18 protein-coding genes are annotated in these 19,775 nt (G+C 68.8%); 15 read left to right on the plus strand and 3 right to left on the minus strand.

Annotated features, from left to right (window positions below; genetic code table 11):
• The 13 genes from hisF (at position 1) to HDC34_RS09970 (ending at position 16,179) form a co-directional block, all read left to right on the plus strand.
• Positions 1 to 804: an imidazole glycerol phosphate synthase subunit HisF gene (gene hisF, locus HDC34_RS09910; RefSeq protein WP_179556737.1), complete on the plus strand. Its 804-nt coding sequence runs from the start codon at positions 1 to 3 to the stop codon at positions 802 to 804.
• Positions 801 to 1,190: a phosphoribosyl-AMP cyclohydrolase gene (gene hisI / locus HDC34_RS09915; RefSeq protein WP_179556738.1), complete on the plus strand. Its 390-nt coding sequence runs from the start codon at positions 801 to 803 to the stop codon at positions 1,188 to 1,190. The genes hisF and hisI overlap by 4 nt, the downstream gene beginning before the upstream one ends.
• Positions 1,177 to 1,872 carry a Trp biosynthesis-associated membrane protein gene (locus tag HDC34_RS09920; protein WP_179556739.1) on the plus strand — a complete coding sequence of 232 codons (696 nt, stop codon included), beginning with the start codon at positions 1,177 to 1,179 and terminating at the stop codon, positions 1,870 to 1,872. The genes hisI and HDC34_RS09920 overlap by 14 nt, the downstream gene beginning before the upstream one ends.
• 34 nt (positions 1,873 to 1,906) lie before the next feature.
• Positions 1,907 to 2,185 carry an HGxxPAAW family protein gene (locus HDC34_RS09925; protein WP_146080783.1) on the plus strand — a complete coding sequence of 93 codons (279 nt, stop codon included), beginning with the start codon at positions 1,907 to 1,909 and terminating at the stop codon, positions 2,183 to 2,185.
• Position 2,186: 1 nt separating this feature from the next.
• Positions 2,187 to 2,960 carry an indole-3-glycerol phosphate synthase TrpC gene (gene trpC / locus HDC34_RS09930; protein WP_179556740.1) on the plus strand — a complete coding sequence of 258 codons (774 nt, stop codon included), beginning with the start codon at positions 2,187 to 2,189 and terminating at the stop codon, positions 2,958 to 2,960.
• The gene (gene trpB, locus HDC34_RS09935) at positions 2,957 to 4,219 is read left to right on the plus strand and encodes a tryptophan synthase subunit beta (protein WP_104311942.1); all 1,263 of its coding nucleotides are present in this window, start codon (positions 2,957 to 2,959) and stop codon (positions 4,217 to 4,219) included. Before trpC ends, trpB begins: the two co-directional genes overlap by 4 nt.
• A complete protein-coding gene (gene trpA / locus HDC34_RS09940; RefSeq protein WP_104311941.1) occupies positions 4,216 to 5,037 on the plus strand; it encodes a tryptophan synthase subunit alpha in 822 nt (273 codons plus the stop codon). The genes trpB and trpA overlap by 4 nt, the downstream gene beginning before the upstream one ends.
• Positions 5,034 to 6,092, plus strand: a complete 1,059-nt coding sequence (gene lgt / locus HDC34_RS09945; protein ID WP_179556741.1) for a prolipoprotein diacylglyceryl transferase — start codon at positions 5,034 to 5,036, stop codon at positions 6,090 to 6,092. Before trpA ends, lgt begins: the two co-directional genes overlap by 4 nt.
• Before the next feature lie 187 nt (positions 6,093 to 6,279).
• The gene (gene gltB, locus HDC34_RS09950; protein WP_218854944.1) at positions 6,280 to 10,848 is read left to right on the plus strand and encodes a glutamate synthase large subunit; all 4,569 of its coding nucleotides are present in this window, start codon (positions 6,280 to 6,282) and stop codon (positions 10,846 to 10,848) included.
• Entirely contained in the window at positions 10,841 to 12,301 is a 1,461-nt protein-coding gene (locus HDC34_RS09955) for a glutamate synthase subunit beta (RefSeq protein WP_104253241.1), read from the plus strand. Before gltB ends, HDC34_RS09955 begins: the two co-directional genes overlap by 8 nt.
• A gap of 55 nt (positions 12,302 to 12,356) precedes the next feature.
• The gene (gene pyk / locus HDC34_RS09960) at positions 12,357 to 13,814 is read left to right on the plus strand and encodes a pyruvate kinase (protein ID WP_104311938.1); all 1,458 of its coding nucleotides are present in this window, start codon (positions 12,357 to 12,359) and stop codon (positions 13,812 to 13,814) included.
• A gap of 150 nt (positions 13,815 to 13,964) precedes the next feature.
• Entirely contained in the window at positions 13,965 to 14,999 is a 1,035-nt protein-coding gene (locus HDC34_RS09965; protein ID WP_257023103.1) for an alpha/beta hydrolase, read from the plus strand.
• 76 nt (positions 15,000 to 15,075) lie between these two features.
• Positions 15,076 to 16,179, plus strand: a complete 1,104-nt coding sequence (locus HDC34_RS09970; RefSeq protein WP_179556743.1) for an NADH:flavin oxidoreductase/NADH oxidase — start codon at positions 15,076 to 15,078, stop codon at positions 16,177 to 16,179.
• A gap of 45 nt (positions 16,180 to 16,224) precedes the next feature.
• Here the strand turns inward: HDC34_RS09970 and HDC34_RS09975 are convergent, their stop codons facing one another.
• The gene (locus HDC34_RS09975; protein WP_104311936.1) at positions 16,225 to 16,689 is read right to left on the minus strand and encodes a MarR family winged helix-turn-helix transcriptional regulator; all 465 of its coding nucleotides are present in this window, start codon (positions 16,687 to 16,689) and stop codon (positions 16,225 to 16,227) included.
• A gap of 54 nt (positions 16,690 to 16,743) precedes the next feature.
• Between HDC34_RS09975 and HDC34_RS09980 the strand changes: the two genes are divergently transcribed.
• Positions 16,744 to 16,998, plus strand: a complete 255-nt coding sequence (locus HDC34_RS09980; protein WP_179556744.1) for a hypothetical protein — start codon at positions 16,744 to 16,746, stop codon at positions 16,996 to 16,998.
• A gap of 62 nt (positions 16,999 to 17,060) precedes the next feature.
• On the opposite strand, the gene HDC34_RS09985 is transcribed toward HDC34_RS09980, so the two are convergent.
• Both HDC34_RS09985 and HDC34_RS09990 read right to left on the minus strand, forming a co-directional pair.
• On the minus strand, positions 17,061 to 17,198 hold the full coding sequence (locus tag HDC34_RS09985; protein ID WP_179556745.1) for a hypothetical protein: 138 nt from the start codon (positions 17,196 to 17,198) through the stop codon (positions 17,061 to 17,063).
• Positions 17,195 to 17,839 (minus strand): TetR/AcrR family transcriptional regulator, encoded by a 645-nt coding sequence (locus HDC34_RS09990; protein WP_179556746.1) that lies wholly within the window; start codon positions 17,837 to 17,839, stop codon positions 17,195 to 17,197. The genes HDC34_RS09985 and HDC34_RS09990 overlap by 4 nt, the downstream gene beginning before the upstream one ends.
• A 208-nt stretch (positions 17,840 to 18,047) precedes the next feature.
• On the opposite strand from HDC34_RS09990, the gene HDC34_RS09995 reads away from it, so the two are divergent.
• Complete coding sequence (locus HDC34_RS09995) at positions 18,048 to 19,625, plus strand: HNH endonuclease signature motif containing protein (protein ID WP_179556747.1); 1,578 nt, start codon at positions 18,048 to 18,050, stop codon at positions 19,623 to 19,625.
• The last annotated feature ends 150 nt before the right edge of the window (positions 19,626 to 19,775 follow it).

Below are 19,775 nucleotides of genomic sequence, written 5' to 3' on the forward strand. Positions count from 1 at the left end.
ATGACCACCTCCTCCTCCCCGCGGACCTCGACCGGCCTCGCGACGCGTGTCATCCCCTGCCTGGACGTGGCAGCGGGGCGCGTGGTGAAGGGGGTGAACTTCCTCGACCTCCAGGACGCCGGTGACCCGGTCGAGCTCGCGGCCCGCTACGCAGAACAGGGCGCGGACGAGCTCACGTTCCTCGACGTCACGGCTTCGACGGAGGGGCGGGGCACAACCTACGACCTCGTCACCCGTACGGCGGAGCAGGTCTTCATCCCCCTCACCGTCGGAGGTGGTGTGCGCAGCGTCGAGGATGTGCGCGTCCTGCTCGCGTGCGGCGCGGACAAGGTGGGCGTCAACTCGGCAGCCATCGCCCGGCCCGCGCTCCTCGACGAGATCTCGTCGACCTTCGGCAACCAGGTGCTCGTGCTGTCGCTGGACGTCAAACGCTCCGCGTCAACCGCATCCGGATTCGTCGTGACGTCGCACGGAGGCCGCACGGACACGGGCATCGACGCGCTCTCCTGGGCCAGTGAGGCCATCGAACGCGGCGCGGGGGAGCTCCTCGTCAACTCGATGGACGCCGACGGCACCAAGGCCGGTTTCGATCTTGAGCTCACGAGGCTCATCCGCGAGCTCTCTCCTGTCCCGGTCATCGCCTCGGGCGGTGCCGGTGCGCTCGAGCATTTCGCGCCCGCCGTGGAGGCGGGCGCCGACGCGGTTCTCGCGGCGAGCGTCTTCCACCACCGGCAGTTCACGATCGACGAGGTCAAGGACACCCTGGCCGAGGCCGGGGTCACCGTGAGGAGGAGCATCCGATGAGCACTGCCAGCTTCCCTCTGCCCTCCGAGCAGCTCGATCAGATCGTGGCCAGGACCTCCTTCGACGACCGGGGTCTCGTCCCCGTCATCGTCACGCAGTACGACACCCGCGAGGTGCTCATGCTCGCCTACATGAACGAGGAGTCGCTCCGCATGACCCTCACGGAGGGCCGGGTCGTGTACTGGTCCCGTTCGCGCTCCGAGCTGTGGCGCAAGGGCGACATCTCCGGCAACACGCAACGGCTCGTGAGCTTCGCGCTCGACTGCGATGCCGACACGATCCTCATCCGCGTCGACCAGCACGGTCCTGCCTGCCACACCGGCACGCGGACGTGCTTCGACGGCGACCAGCAGGCCCTGGACTTTGAAGCCCATGCGCGCGCCTGACGCCGCCGGAAAGCGAGGCAAGCGCACGGCGCTGATGTCGATCGTCGTCGGCGCCGGGCTGGCGATCCTCGCGTGGTCACAGGCGTGGTTCTCGTTCGACCTCGTCCTCGGACCGGAGAGCTACAGCGGTGAGGTCCGCGGAGACGTCGCAGCTCCCGCCGTCATGGCGCTCGCACTCGCCGCGCTTGCCGTGCTCGCCGCGCTGGCGCTGGCTGGCCTCATCTTCCGTTACGTTCTCGGCGGCCTGCTGACGCTCGTCGGCGCCGTCCTCGTGCTGCAGTCGTTCATCGCAGTTGGGAACCCGGCTCCGGCGATCGCGCCGGAGGTGACGGCGGCGTCCGGCCTCGCGGGGGAGCAGACGATCGCGGACGCGGTCGCGGCCGGCACGGTGACGGTCACGTTCTGGCCTTGGCTCGCGGTTCTCGCGGGAGCGATCCTCGTGCTCGCGGGCCTCGTGGTCATGACCACGGCTCGCAGATGGCCGACCGGGGGACGGCGTTTCACGACCACCTCGCTCGAGCCCGCGGATGCGACTGCGGGCGGCGACGATGAGCCGGCCGCCGCACCGGCCGCCGCACCGGCTGTCGCACCGACCGACAGCGACCGGCGGGTCGAGCAATGGGATGCGCTCAGTCACGGGGACGATCCCACCGACACCGGTGGCACACGAGCATCCAGCTAGACTTACCCAAGCGCACGTGACAAGGAGCACCCTCATGACTGAAATGTCCGCGAAGACGTCCCACGAACCCACGAACATCGCCGAAGCCGAGGAGGTGCAGGAAGCTCCGCTGCAGGAGCCGCACGAGAGCCACGGGCACTCGGTCGCCGCCTGGACCGGCGTGCTCATCATGCTCGCGGGCTTCACGATCGGCACCCTCGGGATCTGGTTCGATCAGGCAGTCCTGACCTGGGTCGGCGTCGCCGCCGTCGCGGTCGGTGCCGTCGCCTGGCCAGTGCTCGCGCGCCTCGGCTTCGGGCCGAAGGCGCACTAGCTTGCTCGAGTCGCTCTACCACGGCGCACTCGAGGACGCCGCAGAACGGCGGGAGCGGACGCCGGCACGTGCGCTCGAGGCACGAATCGCCGACGTTCCGCCAGCGCTCGACGCCTATGCGGCGCTCGCGCGCTCGGAGCGCGTAAACATCATCGCCGAGGTCAAGCGCGCCAGCCCATCGCGCGGCCGTCTCGCTGACATCCCGGACCCGGCCGTCCTCGCCGCCTCCTACGAGCGTGGGGGAGCAGCCGCGATCTCGGTCCTCACCGAGCAGCGCAAGTTCCTCGGCTCGCTCGACGACCTCCGAGCCGTGCGCGACACGGTAGCCGTTCCGGTGCTGCGCAAGGAGTTCATCGCCGAGGAGTACCAGCTGCTCGAGGCTCGTGCCTGCGGCGCCGACCTCGCCCTGCTCATCGTCGCCGGCCTCGACCAGTCAACGCTGGTGCGACTCGCGGAGTTCACCGAGCAGCTCGGCATGACGGCCCTCGTCGAGGCGCACTCGAAGGACGAGCTGCTGCGTGGCCTCGACGCTGGCGCTCGCATCCTCGGCGTCAACGCGCGCAACCTGGCAACGTTCGAGCTGCACCCCGAGCTCTTCGGAGAGCTCGCCCCCCTGTACCCGAGTGACGTGGTGAAGGTCGCCGAATCGGCCGTCCTCGAGCCAGCCCACGTCCGCCGCTACCGCGATGCGGGCGCGGACGCAGTCCTCATCGGGGAGGCCCTCGTCACGGGCGGCAACCCCGAAACTACCTTGGAGACCTTCCACCTCGCATGAGCATTCAGCCCCCCAGCACGACATCGTTGCGCGACGCCTCAGGCCCCTACTTCGGCGAATTCGGCGGGAGGTTCGTTCCCGAGAGCCTCATGGCCGCTCTCGACGAGCTCGCGACCGCGTGGGAGGCAGCGAAGGCGGACGACGAGTTCTGGGCGGAGCTCGGTCGCCTGCACCGCGACTACTCGGGACGCCCGTCGATCATCACTGAGGCCCCTCGGTTCGCGGCGCACGGCGGCGGAGCGCGCATCATCCTGAAGCGCGAGGACCTCAATCACACGGGCTCGCACAAGATCAACAACGTACTCGGCCAGGCGCTCCTGACGAAGCGCATCGGGAAGACACGGGTCATCGCCGAGACCGGTGCCGGCCAGCACGGTGTTGCGACCGCCACCGCCGCCGCGCTCTTCGGGCTCGACTGCACGATCTACATGGGGGCCGTCGACACGGCCCGTCAGGCCCTCAACGTCGCCCGGATGCGCCTCCTCGGCGCCGAGGTGGTCGCGGTGGAAGCCGGCTCAGCCACGCTGAAGGATGCGATCAACGACGCCATGCGCGACTGGGTGGCGTCCGTCGACACCACGAACTACCTCTTCGGGACCGCCGCCGGGCCGCATCCGTTCCCCGCGCTCGTGCGCGACCTGCAGGCAGTGATCGGCGAGGAAGCTCGTCAGCAGGTCATCGACCTGACGGGGTCGCTGCCCGATGCGGTGGTGGCCTGTGTCGGCGGTGGTTCGAACGCCATCGGCATCTTCAGCGCCTTCCTCGACGACGAGAAGGTCGCCCTGTACGGCTACGAGGCAGCGGGTGATGGCGTCGACACGCCGCGCCACGCTGCCACGATCGGCGGCGGACGGCCAGGAGTGCTCCACGGCGCGCGCACGCTGCTGCTGCAGGACACGGACGGGCAGACGGTCGAGTCGCATTCGATCTCGGCCGGCCTCGACTACCCCGGGGTCGGGCCTGAGCACGCCTACCTCGCGTCCATCGGGCGCGCACGCTACCTTCCGGTGACCGACGCCGCGGCCATGGACGCGTTCCGACTCCTGGCTCGCACCGAGGGCATCATCCCGGCGATCGAGTCGAGCCACGCGCTCGCCGGGGCGCTCGAGCTCGGGAAGGAGCTCGGGCCAGACGCCACGATCCTGGTCTCGCTCTCCGGGCGCGGTGACAAGGACATGGAGACGGCCGCCGAGTACTTCGGGCTCGGAGACCCGGACCGCACCGAGGGCCTCGACGCATCAGAAGGACAGGGCAAATGACCTCAGCACCCTCCGCACTCGAGAGCGTCATCGACGCCGCGAACCGGGACCGCAGGGGCGCGCTCGTCGCGTACCTGCCCGTCGGGTTCCCCGATTTCGAGACCTCCGTCGCGGCGGCCATCGCGGTCGTGAAGGCCGGGGCGGACGTGCTGGAACTCGGCATGCCGTACTCCGACCCCGTCATGGACGGCCCCGTCATCCAGGCTGCGGCCGTGCAGGCGCTTGAGGGCGGCTTCCGCACGGAGCACGTGTTCGAGGCCATCAGACGGATCCGCGCCGAGGTCGACGCGCCGATCGTGGTCATGACCTACTGGAACCTCGTCATGCAGTACGGCGTGGACGCGTTCGCGCGGGACCTCGCCGAGGCTGGTGGCAACGGGCTCATCACCCCTGACCTCGTGCCAGACGAGGGTGCCGAGTGGATCGCGGCGGCCAAGAGCCATGACCTCGACCGGGTCTTCCTCGCAGCACCCAGCTCGAGTGACACTCGCCTCGACCTCGTCATCGACTCCAGCAGGGGCTTCGTGTACACGGTCTCGACGATGGGCATCACCGGCGCCCGCGCCGATGTCGACCAGGCGGCGCGGACGCTCGCAGATCGGCTGCACGCGCACGGCTGCACTCGGGCCTGCGTCGGACTTGGCATCTCCAGCGCGGAGCAGGTGCGCGAAGTCCTCGAATACGCGGAAGGCGCCATCGTCGGCTCCGCCCTCGTCAAGGCCCTCGCGGCCGGAGGCGTCGAGGCGGTCGCCGAGACCGCTGCCCAGCTGGCGCGCGGCACGGCCCTCGAGGCCACGACTTCGAAGGAACACGCATGACGGCACTGACCGGAATCCCCAGCCCGCCCCTCGATTGGGCGAGCTTCGAGGTCGGCCCCCTGACGGTGCACCTCTACGCGCTGTTCATCGTCGCCGGCATGGTGCTCGCGGTGCTGTGGACCGACCGGCGCCTGACGGCTCGTGGCGGGGAGAAGTGGATCACGGTCGACTTCGCCATCTGGGCTGTCCTGCTCGGCCTGCTCGGCGCGCGTCTCTATCACGTCTTCACGCACCCCGCCGACTACTTCTTCGAGGGCGCGAACTTCTGGCGCATCTTCTTCATCTGGGAGGGCGGCAACGCCATCATCGGCTCCCTCATCGGCGGCGCGATCGGCATCTTCATCGCGAGCCGCATGACGGGCATCCGGATGCTCGCCTTCTCTGACGCGCTCATCCCCGGATTGCTGCTCGCGCAGGCCGTCGGGCGCCTCGGGAACTACTTCAACCATGAGCTCTACGGGTGGCCGACGGACCTGCCGTGGGGCCTGCAGATCGAGGCGAGCAACCCGGCGTTCCCCGTCGGGCTGCCCGAAGGCACGCTCTTCCATCCCACGTTCCTCTACGAGATGCTGTGGAACCTCGCCGGCATCGCGATCATCGTGCTCCTCGAGCGCATGTTCCGGTGGCGCACCGGCAAGACCCTCGCCTCCTACCTCATCTGGTACGGGACGGGTCGCATCTGGATCGAATCGATTCGCGTCGACTACTCCGAGGTCATCCTCGGCATGCGCTCGAACGTCTTCGGCGCACTCTGTCTCGTCATCGTCGGCATCGCGCTGTTCGTCTTCGTCTCGCGCCTCCCAGCCTCGCAGCTGAGCGAGAGCGTCTACCTGCCCGGGCGCGACCCGGAGTCGGAAGCGGCGAAGGCCGCCGAGACGGATGAGCTTGGCGAGGTGGAGACGGATGAGGGCGACGAGGACGAAACGGACGCAGACGAAACCTCCGCGCAATCTGAGGTTCACGATGAGGAAACTTCCGTAGCCAAGCCTAACTCGGCTGACGGGGAAGAAACTCCTGATGAGCGCAAGGAAGCATCCGACTCGTCGAGGGTGTGATCCGCCGGGCACGACCCTCCCGGGGCGCCTGGAGTCGCACGCGAAACACAGAAGTAACACAGCGGTCGTACTCTGCTGAATGGACCGACGGACGCCTGTAGGCACCCGCCCCCACGGGCTCCGTCAACATCAGTCTTCTGTCGAGTCCGCCAAGCGACCCATGGCACCACCGACGAGGGGACGAGTTATGACCTCCGCCGCCTTTCCAACGAATGGCTACCCAGAAGCAGCTGGTCTCTATGACCCTGCGAATGAGCGCGACGCCTGCGGGCTCGCGATGGTCGCCACCCTGCGCGGCACGCCGGGCCACGACATCATCGATCACGCGCTCGACGCGCTGCGCCACATGGAGCACCGCGGCGCGGTCGGCTCGGACGCCGGAACGGGTGACGGCGCCGGCATCCTGACCCAGATCCCCGACGAGTTCTTCCGTGCGGTGAGCGGGTTCGAGCTTCCGGCCGAGGGGCGCTACGCCGTCGGCAACGCCTACCTTCCGGTGGACGCCGACGAGCGCGCGCGCGTCAAGGCCGGGATCGTCAAGCTCGCGGCGGAGGAGGACCTCCGGGTCATCGGCTGGCGCGAGGTCCCCGTGCAGCCGGACGAGCTCGGCAAGCTCGCACGCGCCGCGATGCCGGTCATCGAGCAGCTCTACGTGCGCAGCGAGCGCCAGAACTTCCGCGGCAACCCCCGCAAGGGCGCGTCCCTCGACCGTCAGTGCTACCGCCTGCGCAAGCGCGCTGAGCACTCGCTCGGTGTCTACTTCATGTCGCTCTCCTGCCGCATGATCACCTACAAGGGCATGGTCACGACGCTCCAGCTGGAGCCGTTCTTCCCCGACCTCGGCGACGAGCGCTTCGCGTCGAAGCTCGCGATCGTCCACTCTCGCTACTCGACCAACACGTTCCCGTCGTGGCAGCTCGCGCAGCCCATGCGCATGATGGCCCACAACGGCGAGATCAACACCGTGCGCGGCAACCGAAACTGGATGCGCGCCCGCCAGTCGCAGCTCCGCTCCGAGATCCTCGGCGACGTCTCCGACCTCTTCCCGATCGTGACCGAGGGCGCAAGCGACTCCGCATCCTTCGACGAGGTGCTCGAGCTGCTCACGCTGTCCGGTCGCTCGCTCTCGCACGCCGTGCACATGATGGTGCCGGCCGCGTGGGAGACCGCGGAGGACCTGAGCGCCGAGGTCCGCGACTTCTACGAGTACCACTCGCTCATCATGGAGCCGTGGGACGGCCCCGCCGCCATGGCCTTCACCGACGGCCGCTACGTGTGCGCGACCCTCGATCGCAACGGCCTGCGCCCCGGGCGCTTCGTCCAGACCGCCGACGGGCTCATCGTCCTCGGCTCAGAGGTCGGCGTCGCGAGCCTCGACCCCGCCACCGTCATCCGCAAGGGACGACTGCGTCCCGGCCAGGTGCTCCTCGTGGACACCGAGGTCGGCCGCCTCATCGAGGACGACGAGGTCAAGCACGACCTCGCCGAGCTCCAGCCGTGGGGCGACTGGCTCGACGAGGGCCGCATCAACCTCGCGGAGCTGCCCGAGCGCGAGCACGTCACGCACACGCCCGCGTCCGTCGAGCGCCGCCAGCGCACGTTCGGGTACACGGAGGAGGAGCTGCGCATCCTGCTCGCCCCCATGGCGAAGAACGGCGCAGAGCCGATCGGCGCCATGGGAACGGACACGCCCATCGCGATCCTCACCGACCGCCCGCGCCTCGTCTTCGACTACTTCACGCAGAACTTCGCGCAGGTCACGAACCCGCCGCTCGACGCCATCCGCGAGGAGGTCGTCACGAGTCTCACGACGAGCATCGGTCCGCAGGAGAACCTCCTGAGCGCCGGCCCGGAGCACGCCCGCCAGGTCGTCCTCGACTTCCCGGTCATCGACAACGACCAGCTCGCGAAGATCCAGCACATCGAGCAGCGCCCCGGCATCGACGCGGCCGAGACGCTTCGCGGCTGCTACCGCGTCGACGACGGCGTGGAGGGCCTGCGCAAGCGGCTCGAGGAGCTGTGCGAGGAGGCGGACCGCGCCATCGACGCCGGTGCCGGCTTCATCGTGCTCTCCGACCGCGACTCGAACCGCGACTACGCGCCCATCCCGTCGCTGCTCATGACGAGCGCCGTCCACCACCACCTGATCCGCACCGAGCGCCGCATGCGCGTCGGGCTCGTCATCGAGGCGGGCGATGTGCGTGAGGTGCACCACGTCGCCGTGCTGCTCGGCTACGGTGCGTCCGCCGTCAACCCGTACCTCGCGATGGAGTCCTGCGAGGACATGGTCCGCCAGGGCAAGCTCACCGGGGTCACCGAGGAGAAGGCGGTCGCGAACCTCATCAAGGCGCTCGGCAAGGGCGTGCTGAAGATCATGTCGAAGATGGGCATCTCAGCCGTCGCCTCGTACGCGGGCGCGCAGTGCTTCGAGGCCGTTGGCCTCTCGAACGAGCTCGTCAGCGAGTACTTCACGGGCACGGCATCGAAGATCTCCGGCATGGGGCTCGAGGGCATCGCTCGCGAGAACGAGCTGCGTCACCGCCACGCGTACCCCGCCCAGGCGGCGCCGGCATCGCACCGCCCGCTCGACATCGGCGGCGAGTACCAGTGGCGGCGCGAGGGGCCGCCCCACCTCTTCAACCCGAACACGATCTTCCGCCTCCAGCACTCCACGCGCGAGGGTCGCTACGACATCTTCAAGGAGTACACGAAGCTCGTCGACGACCAGGCGGCCGAGACGATGACGCTCCGCGGGCTGTTCAAGCTCAAGGTCGGCGAGCGTCCGCCCGTCCCGATCGACGAGGTCGAACCAGCCTCTGAGATCCTCAGGCGGTTCCAGACCGGAGCGATGAGCTACGGCTCGATCTCGAAGGAAGCGCACGAGACGCTCGCGATCGCGATGAACCGCATCGGCGGCAAGTCCAACACGGGTGAGGGCGGCGAGGACGTCGAGCGTCTGCTCGACCCGGAGCGCCGCAGCGCGATCAAGCAGGTCGCCTCCGGACGGTTCGGCGTCACGAGCATGTACCTGACGCACGCCGATGACATCCAGATCAAGCTCGCCCAGGGCGCGAAGCCGGGCGAGGGCGGACAGCTGCCCCCGACGAAGGTCTACCCGTGGGTGGCGCGCACGCGCCACGCGACGCCGGGCGTCGGGCTCATCTCGCCGCCCCCGCACCACGACATCTACTCGATCGAAGACCTCAAGCAGCTCATCTTCGACCTCAAGAGGGCCAACCCGTCTGCGCGCATCCACGTGAAGCTCGTCAGCGAGAACGGCATCGGCGCAGTGGCCGCCGGGGTGACGAAGGCGCTTGCCGACGTGGTCCTCGTCTCCGGACACGACGGCGGAACCGGCGCCTCGCCGCTCAACTCGCTCAAGCACGCGGGAACGCCCTGGGAGCTCGGCCTCGCCGAGACCCAGCAGACGCTCATGCTCAACGGCCTCCGCGATCGAGTGGTCGTGCAGGTGGATGGGCAGCTCAAGACCGGCCGCGACGTCATCGTCGGCGCGCTGCTCGGCGCCGAGGAGTTCGGCTTCGCGACGGCCGCGCTCGTCGTCTCCGGCTGCATCATGATGCGCGTCTGCCACCTCGACACGTGCCCCGTCGGCGTCGCGACCCAGAACCCTGAGCTGCGAGCGCGCTACACGGGACAGGCGGACCACGTCGTGAACTTCTTCGAGTTCGTGGCGCAGGAGGTCCGCGAGTACCTCGCGGAGCTCGGCGTCCGCTCGCTCGACGAGATCATCGGCAAGCGCGAGCTGCTCGAGGTCGACGACGCCATGCACCACTGGAAGACCGAGGGCCTCGATCTCTCCCGTGTCCTCACGGGCCACGAGTTCGGCGACGCACCCACGCGCAGCCTCGTCACCCAGGAGCACGAGCTCGACCAGCACTTCGACCAGAAGCTCCTCGAGCTCGCCGAGCAGGCACTCGAGAACGGCGAGTCGGTCAAGGTGTCGATGGACGTCATCAACACCGACCGCGCCGTCGGCACGATGCTCGGACACCACGTGACGCGCGGCCACGGCGAACACGGTCTCCCGGCCGGCACGATCGACATCGAGCTGCGGGGGACCGCCGGGCAGTCGCTCGGTGCGTTCCTGCCGAATGGCATCCGCATCCGCCTCGTCGGCGACTCGAACGACTACGTCGGCAAGGGGCTCAGCGGTGGGGAGATCATCCTGCGCCCTGACGAGCGCGCCCCATTCAAGTCCCACGAGAACGTCATCGCCGGCAACGTCATCGGCTACGGCGCGACAAGCGGCACGATGTTCCTCAGCGGCGTCGTCGGCGAGCGCTTCCTCGTGCGCAACTCCGGTGCGACGGCCGTCGCGGAAGCCGTGGGCGACCACGCGCTCGAGTACATGACGGGAGGCCTCGCCGTGATCCTGGGCGAGACCGGCAAGAACTTCGGCGCCGGCATGTCGGGCGGCATCGCCTACGTGCACAGGCTCGACCCGAAGCTCGTCAACCCCGACATGCTCTCGACGGGCGAGCTCGGCCTCACGACGCTCACGAGCGCCGATGCAGACATCCTCCGCGACATCCTCGAACGGCATGCCACGGAGACCGACTCGCAGCTGGCCCGCGAGATGCTCGACGACTTCGACGCGGTGTCGAAGGAGTTCACGAAGGTGCTCCCTCGCGACTACGCGAAGGTCACCGAGATCCGCAACGCCGCCATCGAACGCGGTGGCGACCCCGATGACAGCACGACCTGGCACGAGATTCTGGAGGCGACCCGTGGCTGACCCGAGAGGATTCCTCACCAACCGCGAGCGGGAGCTCCCGACGCGCCGTCCCGTGCCCGTGCGGATCATGGACTTCAGCGAGGTCTACGACCCGCAGGAGCCCACCCAGCTGCGCCGCCAGGCGGGGCGCTGCATGGACTGCGGCGTGCCCTTCTGTCACCAGGGCTGCCCGCTCGGCAACATCATCCCGGAATGGAACGACCTGACGTTCCGCGGTGACATGGCCGGCGCGAGCGAGCGACTGCACGCCACGAACAACTTCCCGGAGTTCACGGGCCGCCTGTGCCCGGCTCCGTGCGAGTCGTCGTGCGTGCTCGGCATCAACCAGCCCGCCGTGACGATCAAGCGCGTGGAGCAGTCGATCGCTGACACGGCGTTCGCCGAGGGCAACGTGCGCCCGCACCCGCCCGAGCGCCTCACCGGCAAGACGGTCGCCGTCGTCGGCTCGGGCCCCGCCGGCCTCGCCGCCGCCCAGCAGCTGACGCGTGCGGGCCACACGGTCGCCGTCTTCGAACGAGACGACCGCATCGGGGGACTCCTCCGCTACGGCATCCCGGACTTCAAGATGGAGAAGTCGGTCCTCGACGCTCGCCTCTCGCAGATGCGAGCCGAGGGCACTCGGTTCCGCACCGGCATCGAGATCGGCCGGGACATCACGTGGGACAACCTGCGCCAGCGCTACGACGCCGTCGTGGTCTGCACAGGGGCGATGGTCCCGCGCGACCTGCCCGTTCCCGGGCGCGAGCTCAAGGGCGTCCACTACGCGATGGACTTCCTCACGCAGTCGAACCGCGTGGTCGCAGGCGACGACCTCGCCTCGCAGATCCACGCGGAAGACAAGCACGTCATCGTCATCGGCGGTGGCGACACGGGAGCCGACTGCATCGGCACGTCGCACCGCCAGGGCGCAGCCTCGGTCACGAACCTCGCCATCGGCAAGGAGCCGCCGACGGAGCGCCCGGCGCACCAGCCCTGGCCGACGACGCCGACGCTCTTCGAGGTCTCGACCTCGCACGAAGAGGGCGGCGAGCGAGCGTTCCAGGCGTCGACGGTCGAGTTCATCGGCGACGAGTCGGGGCGCGTGCGCGCGATCCGACTCGCCGAGACCGAGTTCCGCGCGGATGGCTCGCGCGGCCCGAAGGCGGGAACCGAACGAGAGCTGCCCGCCGACCTCGTGCTGCTCGCGATGGGCTTCACGGGACCGGAGCGGCACACGATCGAACCGCAGCTCCAGCTTCCGTTCACGTCGCGCGGGGCGCTCGACCGCACCGCAGAGTACGAGACGGAGCTGCCCGGCGTGTTCGTCGCGGGCGACGCGGGGCGCGGCCAGTCGCTCATCGTCTGGGCGATCGCCGAGGGACGTGCGGCGGCCGCCTCCGTCGACCGGTATCTTGAACAGTCGACGGAACTTCCGGAGCCGATCCTCGCCACCGAGCGCGCGATCTCGCTCTGAATCCGCCACCACGCGCCGCAGGGCGCACCTCAGTCTCGACGAACCGGAGATATGCATGAGCCGTAGAGCGAAGATCGTCGCCACCCTCGGACCAGCCGTCAACACCCCTGAAGGGATCCGCGCCCTCATCGCCGCTGGCGTCAATGTCACGCGCTTCAACCTCAGCCACGGTGACCACACCGTCCACACCGACAACTACAAGCTGGTGCGGGATGCGGCGGAGGAGCTCGGCGTTCCCGTTGCGATCCTGGTCGATCTGCAGGGTCCGAAGATCCGTCTCGAGAAGTTCGAGAACGGCCCCCACGACCTCGCGGTCGGGGACATCTTCAAGATCACGTCCCAGGATGTGCCGGGCACGAAGGAGCTCGTCGGCACGACCTACAAGGGCCTGCCCACCGACGTGAAGCCGGGCGACCCGCTCCTCATCGATGACGGCAAGGTGCTCGTGCGCGTCGTCGAGACCGACGGGGTGACCGTCACGACCCGCGTCGAGGTGCCAGGCAAGGTCTCGAACAACAAGGGCATCAACCTGCCCGGCGTCGCCGTGAACGTGCCAGCCCTGTCCGAGAAGGACGAGGACGACCTGCGCTGGGGTCTGCGCATCGGCGCCGACATCATCGCGCTCTCCTTCGTGCGCTCGGCCGAGGACATCAACCGCGTGCACGCGATCATGGACGAGGAGGGCATCCGCCTTCCCGTGATCGCGAAGATCGAGAAGCCGCAGGCTGTCGAGAACCTCAACGAGATCGTCGACGCGTTCGACGGCATCATGGTCGCCCGCGGCGACCTCGGCGTCGAGCTGCCGCTCGAGCAGGTCCCGATCGTGCAGAAGAACGCGATCCAGCAGGCTCGCCGCTGGGCGAAGCCCGTCATCGTCGCGACGCAGATGCTCGAGACGATGATCGAGAACCCGCGCCCCACCCGCGCGGAGGCCTCCGACTGCGCGAACGCCGTCCTCGACGGCGCCGACGCGCTCATGCTGTCCGGTGAGACGAGCGTCGGTGCGTTCCCGATCGAGGCGGTGCGCACCATGGCGCGCATCATCGAGTCGACCGAGACGCACGGCCTCGACCGCATCCCGCCGCTCGGCACGAAGCCCTTCACGCAGGGCGGCGCGATCACCCTCGCCGCGTCGGAAGTGGGCGAGTTCCTCAAGGCGAAGTACTACTGCGTGTTCACGGAGTCCGGTGACTCCGTGCGCCGCATGGCGCGCCTGCGCACCGAGATCCCCGTGCTCGGGTTCACCCCGTCACCCCACATCGCTCGTCGCATGAACCTCTACTGGGGCGTCACGGCAGCGATCGTCGACCGCGTCACGCACACGGACGAGATGATCGGGCAGGTCGACAAGTACCTCATGGAGAACGGCCTCGCCCAGGCGGGCGACGTCGTCGTGGTCGTGGCCGGCATGCCGCCGGGACGCGCCGGCACCACCAACGACCTCCGGGTGCACCGCGTGGGCGTCGACGACGACCGCGTCGTGCCCGCGTACGAGGGCAAGCACACGCGCTGAGCCAGATCGGCAACGCGGAGGCCGGACAGCACCGACATGCTGTCCGGCCTCTGTGCATCCCCGGCGCGCGCTCGCCTTCGCGCGCCCACGCCGCACCCGGTGCGACGGGTATCGTTTCACCATGGTAAAGTCCGAGACGGAACAGACGATATGAGTCCGCTGCAGGGATCCGTCGACACGGACCCGATGGACTCGCTCGCCGCCGCGACGTCGTGGCGTCCCGACGTCCTCGGCGCTGGCTTCGCCGCGCTCGACCTTCCCCTCAAGCCAGACCAGGAGGGCGAGGTGCTCGCCACGCTCGTCCGCGGGCCGAGAGCTGACCGCTTCGCACGCGGTCCCGCCCGGGGCGCCGACGTGCTCTACGTGCACGGCTGGTCCGACTACTTCTTCCAGAAGCATCACGCGCACTACTGGGCGGGGGAGGGAGCGCGGTTCTTCGCCCTCGATCTCCGCAAGTACGGTCGCAGCCTCCGCGACCACCAGACACCCGGGTTCGTCACCGATCTCGCCACCTACGACGAGGAGCTGGACCGCGCGCTGGAGATCATGGGGCATGGGCCGGGCGGGCATCGCCGCGGTCGCCATCCGCTCATTCTCATCGGCCACTCCACTGGCGGTCTGACGCTGAGCCTGTGGGCCGACAGACACCCTGGGCGAGCCAGCGCGCTCATCCTGAACAGTCCTTGGCTGGAGCTGCAGACGCGCGCCGCGGTTCGCACGGCCCTCATGCCGCTCATGACACTCGCGGCCCAGCTCCGCCCGACGGACACGTTCAACAACATCGATTTCGGCTTCTACACGAGGGCAGTGAAGAAGAGCCTCGGGGGAGAGTGGGAGTTCAACGAGCGCTGGCGGCCGACGCCGAGCTTCACCGTGCGGGCTGGCTGGCTCAACGCCATCCTCGCGGGCCATGCGGCCGTCGCCGTCGGTCTCGACATCAAGGCGCCGGTCCTGACGATGCTCTCGGCGCGCAGCACGCTGTCCCCGATCTGGCACGAGGCGATGAGGCGGACGGACTCCGTGCTGCGCGTCGACGACATCGCGAGACGCACCCTCAATCTGGGTGACACCGTGACCGTTCGCCGTCTGGATGGCGCACTCCACGACGTGCTCCTCTCGGCGCCACCCGTCCGAGCGAAGGCGTTCGACGCGATGACCACCTGGCTCAAGGGATACCTGGACTGACCGGAGCAGGGAACAACGCAGGCTCGCGGACTGTTGGACTGCATGTACCCAGCGCCGCCGCACCCGAAAGGTCAGTATGAGCCGCCTCCTGTCGCCGATCACCCTCCCGAGCATCGATGGCGACGGCCTGCCGCTGCGCAACGCCACGTTCCTCGCTCCCATGTGCCAGTACTCCGTGACGGAACGCGACGGCCTGCCGACCGCCTGGCAGCTGGTGCACCTCGGCGCGCGGGCCAGCGGTGGCTTCGGGCTGGTCTGGACGGAGGCGACCGCGATCGTCCCAGAGGGACGCATCTCCCCAGAGGACGCGGGCATCTGGAGCGACGAGCACACCGAGGCGTGGCGCCCGATCGTGGAGTTCATTCATGCGCAGGGCGCGGCGGCCGGCATCCAGCTCGCGCACGCCGGCGGGAAGGCGTCCACGTATCCTGCGCTGCCCGAGACGGTGCGCGGCCGGGTTCCTGCTGACGAGGGTGGGTGGACGGCGGAAGCACCGTCGAGCAACGATGCACTCGGCCTTGAGCCCCCGGTCGCGCTGAGCGTCGAAGAGATCGCCGAGATCGTGAGCGCTTGGGGCATCGCGGCCCGTCGGGCGGATGCGGCCGGTTTCGACGCGCTGCAGATCCACGCAGCCCACGGATACCTGGTGCACGAGTTCCTGTCACCGCGCTCGAACCAGCGGAGCGACGAGTACGGCGGATCGTTCGACAACCGCATCCGCTTCGCCCTCGAGGTCGTGAGCGAGGTGCGACGCAACTGGCCTGCCGAGAAGCCGCTCGCGATCCGCTTCTCGGGTGAGGACTGGGTCGAAGGCGGTTGGACCATCGACGAGACCGTCGAGCTCGCCAAGCGCGTGCACGAACTCGGCGTCACCGTGTTCGACCTGTCGAGTGGTGGCATCGGCGCGTTTACCGGGCCGGTCGGCCCCGGGTACCAGGTGACACTGGCGCGCGCCGTGCGCGCGGCGCTGCCACGAGAGGGCACGTTCGTGACGGCGGTCGGCCAGATCACGGATGCGCGCCATGCTGAGGCGATCCTCGTGGCCGGTGACGCCGACGGGATCACGATCGGCCGTGCGGCACTCGCGAACCCGAACTGGCCTGTCCATGCCGCAGTCGCGTTGGGGGACGGCCAGGAAGGACTCGTCGCGCCCCAGTACTGGCGCGCGAACATGGCCTAGCCGCTGAGCGCGGCCGGCTCGGGAGCTCGGCCCCGCAGGTGGGCGTCAGCTCTCGTCGCGACCATCTCCGCCGCGGTCGCTCCGTGCGGACGTGGAGTCGGCCAGCAGCTGCGTGAGCGTGTCCTTGAGCGCCTCGAGTTCTGGAATGCTCCAGCCGAGCTCGGCAACGACCTTGACTGGGACTTCCTCAGCCTTCCGCCTGAGGCCGCGCCCCGCGTCCGTGAGCCGGATCTCGACGGCGCGCTCGTCCGCTGGCCTGCGGTTCCGCGTGATGAGTCCCGACGCCTCAAGCCGCTTCACGAGCGGACTCAGGGTCGCCGGTTCGAGATGCAGCGCTCGGGCGAGCTGACCGAGCGTCTGCCCGTCGTCCTCCCAGAGGCCCAGCATCACGAGGTACTGGGGGTGGGTGAGACCGAGGGGCTCGAGGATGGGGCGGTACAGCGAGATTACGCTCCTGCTCGCAGCGGCGAGGGCGAAGCACAGTTGCTTGTCGAGCGCGAGGAGATCCACGAGTCAAGACTAGCCGAAGCAACCGAGTCCACGAATAGTTAGTACACTAACAACATGCCGAACGACAGACTCCCGAACCCCTACAAGGGTCAGCCGGGCTGGTGGAACCGAATCAACCAGGCCCTCTTCCCATTCATGGGCCCCGCCCAGGTGGGCACCGGGGGAGTTGCGCGCACCGACCCCGTGCGCGCACCGTCCGCCTGTCGCGAGTGCGGGCACCCCTATTCGGAGCATCAGGTGCGCCGTGGTGTCGGCGCGAACCAGCCGAGCAGCATCCTCTGCCCGGCGACCCCTTCCGCCGACAACTAGAGCGAGACCACCAGCACCACGAGACCGGCCGCGGCAGTCAGCTTGATGACGATGAGCGTCCATCACCAGTCACGCGGGAAGCGCACGCCGTCGAGGCAGTCCCGGATGAACTCGGGCGGTTTGAGCGACATCACGGCGTCGGCGGCGAGCACGACAGCGAGCGCGAGAGTTGGCCACCACGGGTCTGGGAGAAGTATCACTCTTTCTCCTTGCAGGTGCAGATCGCGGCGAACGCGCGGTGCAGATCCGCGGAGAGATCAGCGGGGTCGGCGGTGCGGCGGGCCGACGCCGTGAAGAGCAGGCCCAGGAATGCGAAGTACAGCGCGCCGGCCTTCTGGGCGGCTTCTGCGCGCGGAGTGCAGCCCCGCACCGAGATCGCGGTGCGGAACTCCTCGGTAAGTCGCGCCGCGAGCTCTGAGAAGAGGCTCGACGAGTGACCACCGGAGACGAGGATCGACGCGTAGACGCGCGCGAGGTCGTCATTCCGAATGAAGACGGCGACAAATGGGGAGGCCAGAGCGACCAGGCGGCCTGAACAGGTGCTGCTGCCCGCGAAGCGCGATTCGATGCGAGGGGCCGACCCTGGTCGAGTCGTCTCCCACTCGACGATCGCGCCTGCTGCATGCCGGTCGTGCTCAGCTTCGATGAGGCGATCGAAGACCCGGACGAGCAGCGCGTTCTTGTCGCCGACCGATATGACGGTTCCAGCACTGACGCCCGCTGACTTGGCGATACCGCGGATGCTGGCTCCAGCGAACCCTTCCTCCTGAAAGATCTGTTCGGCGGCGTCGAGCACGCGGGTCTGAGTGTGCCTCTTGATCTCCGCGCGTGTGCTCGACATGGACCGAGCCTATAGTGAACGGGTTCAATGAACACGTTCACTGAAGTCAGGGGCAGGGGGTGCGTCGAGATACTGCGCTGACCAGGGGTTGACAGGTGATCGGTTCGGCGTCGAACACAGGTTCTGAGTTTTTCCACAATCCCTGGTCAACCACTGGTTTCTGGTGCGGTCCAGTGCTAGGCTGGTGGTGATCTTGGGGGAGGTTATCGTGGCATCGCAGTTCGAGCAGGAGGCGTATCGCGAGTCGTCAGTGGAGTCGTCAGTGGAGACGGCGGTGGTTGATGCGCTGCTCGAGGCCAAGTGTCCGTTGGCGGGGTTTCCGGATGCGGAGATCGTGGTCGCGTTGCGGGAGCTGGCGGCTCGTCGGCGCGTGGTGGATGCGGCGTTGGTGGAGGTCGCGGGCGAGTTGCTGCGGCGGGAGGACGAGTCGCCGCGGGCGGAGTCGGTGGCGCGGAAGTCGGGGTTTCGGCACCTGACGGCGATGGTGGAGCAGGTGCTTGCGGTGCGGCCGTTCGAGGCGAGCACGCTGGTGCGGGTCGCGGCGGCGACGCGGGAGCGGATGAGCGTCACGGGCGAGCCGATCCCGGCGAGGTATCCGGCCGTATCGAAGGCGGTCGGGTCGGCGGTCATGTCGATCGCGCAGGCGTCGGCGATCACGAAGGGCCTGGATCACACCGGGAACCGCGTGGGCGTCGACGAGCTCGAGCGGGCCGAAATGGAGCTGGTCGCGTCGGCGTGCGGGGTGAACCCGGAAGACGAACAACCAGCCGTACCGAAGGTGCTGGAGGTGCAGGCCGCGACGTGGGTGTCCTACCTCGACCCGGACGGTGACGAGCCGCGGGCCGACAAGATCGCGGAAGAGCGCGGGCTGTGGATCTCCCGCCGCAGCGACGGCGCGGTCACCGGGAAGTTCGTCGCGACACCCGAGCAAGGCGAGCAGCTGCTGTCGGTGTTCGACGCGCTGCTCTCACCGCGGCGCAGGGTGGAGTTCCCGGCCGCGTCCGAGTGCGGCGAACCACTCGCCCCGGCCCTCGGCGCCAACAAGCTCCCGCTGGACGACGACAACGCGCACCGCGACAACGACAACGACAACGTCGAGGTCCCGCTGATGGACCCGCGCTCCATCGAGCAGCAGCGCATCGACGCGCTCACGATGCTCGTCCGCGCCTACGCCGAATCCCCAGACGCGCCCCGAACCGGCGGCGAAGCGCCCACCGTCATCATCGTGACCACCAAGGCCGGCATCGCCGGCACCGCGACCCGTCCCGAGGACGTCCCGCACCTCGAGCGCACCGGGGAGCCGGTCCCGCCGAGCGTCGCCGCGCAGCTGCTGTGCGACGGTTTCATCCGCGTCGCGACCCGCAGCAGCACCGGGGAGATCCTCGACCTCGGCCGCAAGCAACGACTCTTCACCACCGCCCAACGCCGAGCCATCGCGATCCGCGACCGGCAATGCCGGGCGCCCGGATGCAGCGCACCCGTGCGCTGGTGCGAAGTGCACCACGCACAGCCCTGGAGCGAAGGCGGACCCACCGACGCGAAACACGGCATCCTGCTGTGCTCCTTCCACCACCACGAAGTCCACCGCGGACGGCTCGTCCTCACCAACGGCAACAACGGACGCAACAGCAGCAGCAGCAGCGGCAGAGGACGCGGCAGCGGCAGCGGACGCTGGCACGTCGTCCCCGCCCTCGGCCACCACGCCCCACGCAGAACCGCCCGCCGCCGCAGCAACACCACCAGCAGCGTCCAAACCGCACGCCCAGCAATCAACCGAAGACCCTGAAACCACCCACCAGCAACCAAGCAGCCGCGGCTCATGTGGCGGGCAGCGACTCCATCATCTGCTCCCATGCGCGGTGCGTTTCGGCGCCGACGAGCTCGAGCCGCGTCACCACGGCCACGCACTGCGCTCGCACGTCGGACATCTCCAGCC

Origin of the sequence: Pseudoclavibacter sp. JAI123 (assembly GCF_013409665.1) — a bacterium.
Classification (GTDB): domain Bacteria; phylum Actinomycetota; class Actinomycetes; order Actinomycetales; family Microbacteriaceae; genus Pseudoclavibacter.

Bases quoted from the DNA above. Each gene is read 5' to 3' on its own strand.
- hisF (WP_179556737.1), top strand. From the start codon at position 1: ATGACCACCTCCTCCTCCCCGCGGACCTCGACCGGCCTCGCGACGCGT.
- hisI (WP_179556738.1), top strand. From the start codon at position 801: ATGAGCACTGCCAGCTTCCCTCTGCCCTCCGAGCAGCTCGATCAGATC.
- HDC34_RS09920 (WP_179556739.1), top strand. From the start codon at position 1,177: ATGCGCGCGCCTGACGCCGCCGGAAAGCGAGGCAAGCGCACGGCGCTG.
- HDC34_RS09925 (WP_146080783.1), top strand. From the start codon at position 1,907: ATGACTGAAATGTCCGCGAAGACGTCCCACGAACCCACGAACATCGCC.
- trpB (WP_104311942.1), top strand. From the start codon at position 2,957: ATGAGCATTCAGCCCCCCAGCACGACATCGTTGCGCGACGCCTCAGGC.
- trpA (WP_104311941.1), top strand. From the start codon at position 4,216: ATGACCTCAGCACCCTCCGCACTCGAGAGCGTCATCGACGCCGCGAAC.
- lgt (WP_179556741.1), top strand. From the start codon at position 5,034: ATGACGGCACTGACCGGAATCCCCAGCCCGCCCCTCGATTGGGCGAGC.
- gltB (WP_218854944.1), top strand. From the start codon at position 6,280: ATGACCTCCGCCGCCTTTCCAACGAATGGCTACCCAGAAGCAGCTGGT.
- pyk (WP_104311938.1), top strand. From the start codon at position 12,357: ATGAGCCGTAGAGCGAAGATCGTCGCCACCCTCGGACCAGCCGTCAAC.
- HDC34_RS09965 (WP_257023103.1), top strand. From the start codon at position 13,965: ATGAGTCCGCTGCAGGGATCCGTCGACACGGACCCGATGGACTCGCTC.
- HDC34_RS09970 (WP_179556743.1), top strand. From the start codon at position 15,076: ATGAGCCGCCTCCTGTCGCCGATCACCCTCCCGAGCATCGATGGCGAC.
- HDC34_RS09980 (WP_179556744.1), top strand. From the start codon at position 16,744: ATGCCGAACGACAGACTCCCGAACCCCTACAAGGGTCAGCCGGGCTGG.
- HDC34_RS09990 (WP_179556746.1), bottom strand. From the start codon at position 17,839: ATGTCGAGCACACGCGCGGAGATCAAGAGGCACACTCAGACCCGCGTG.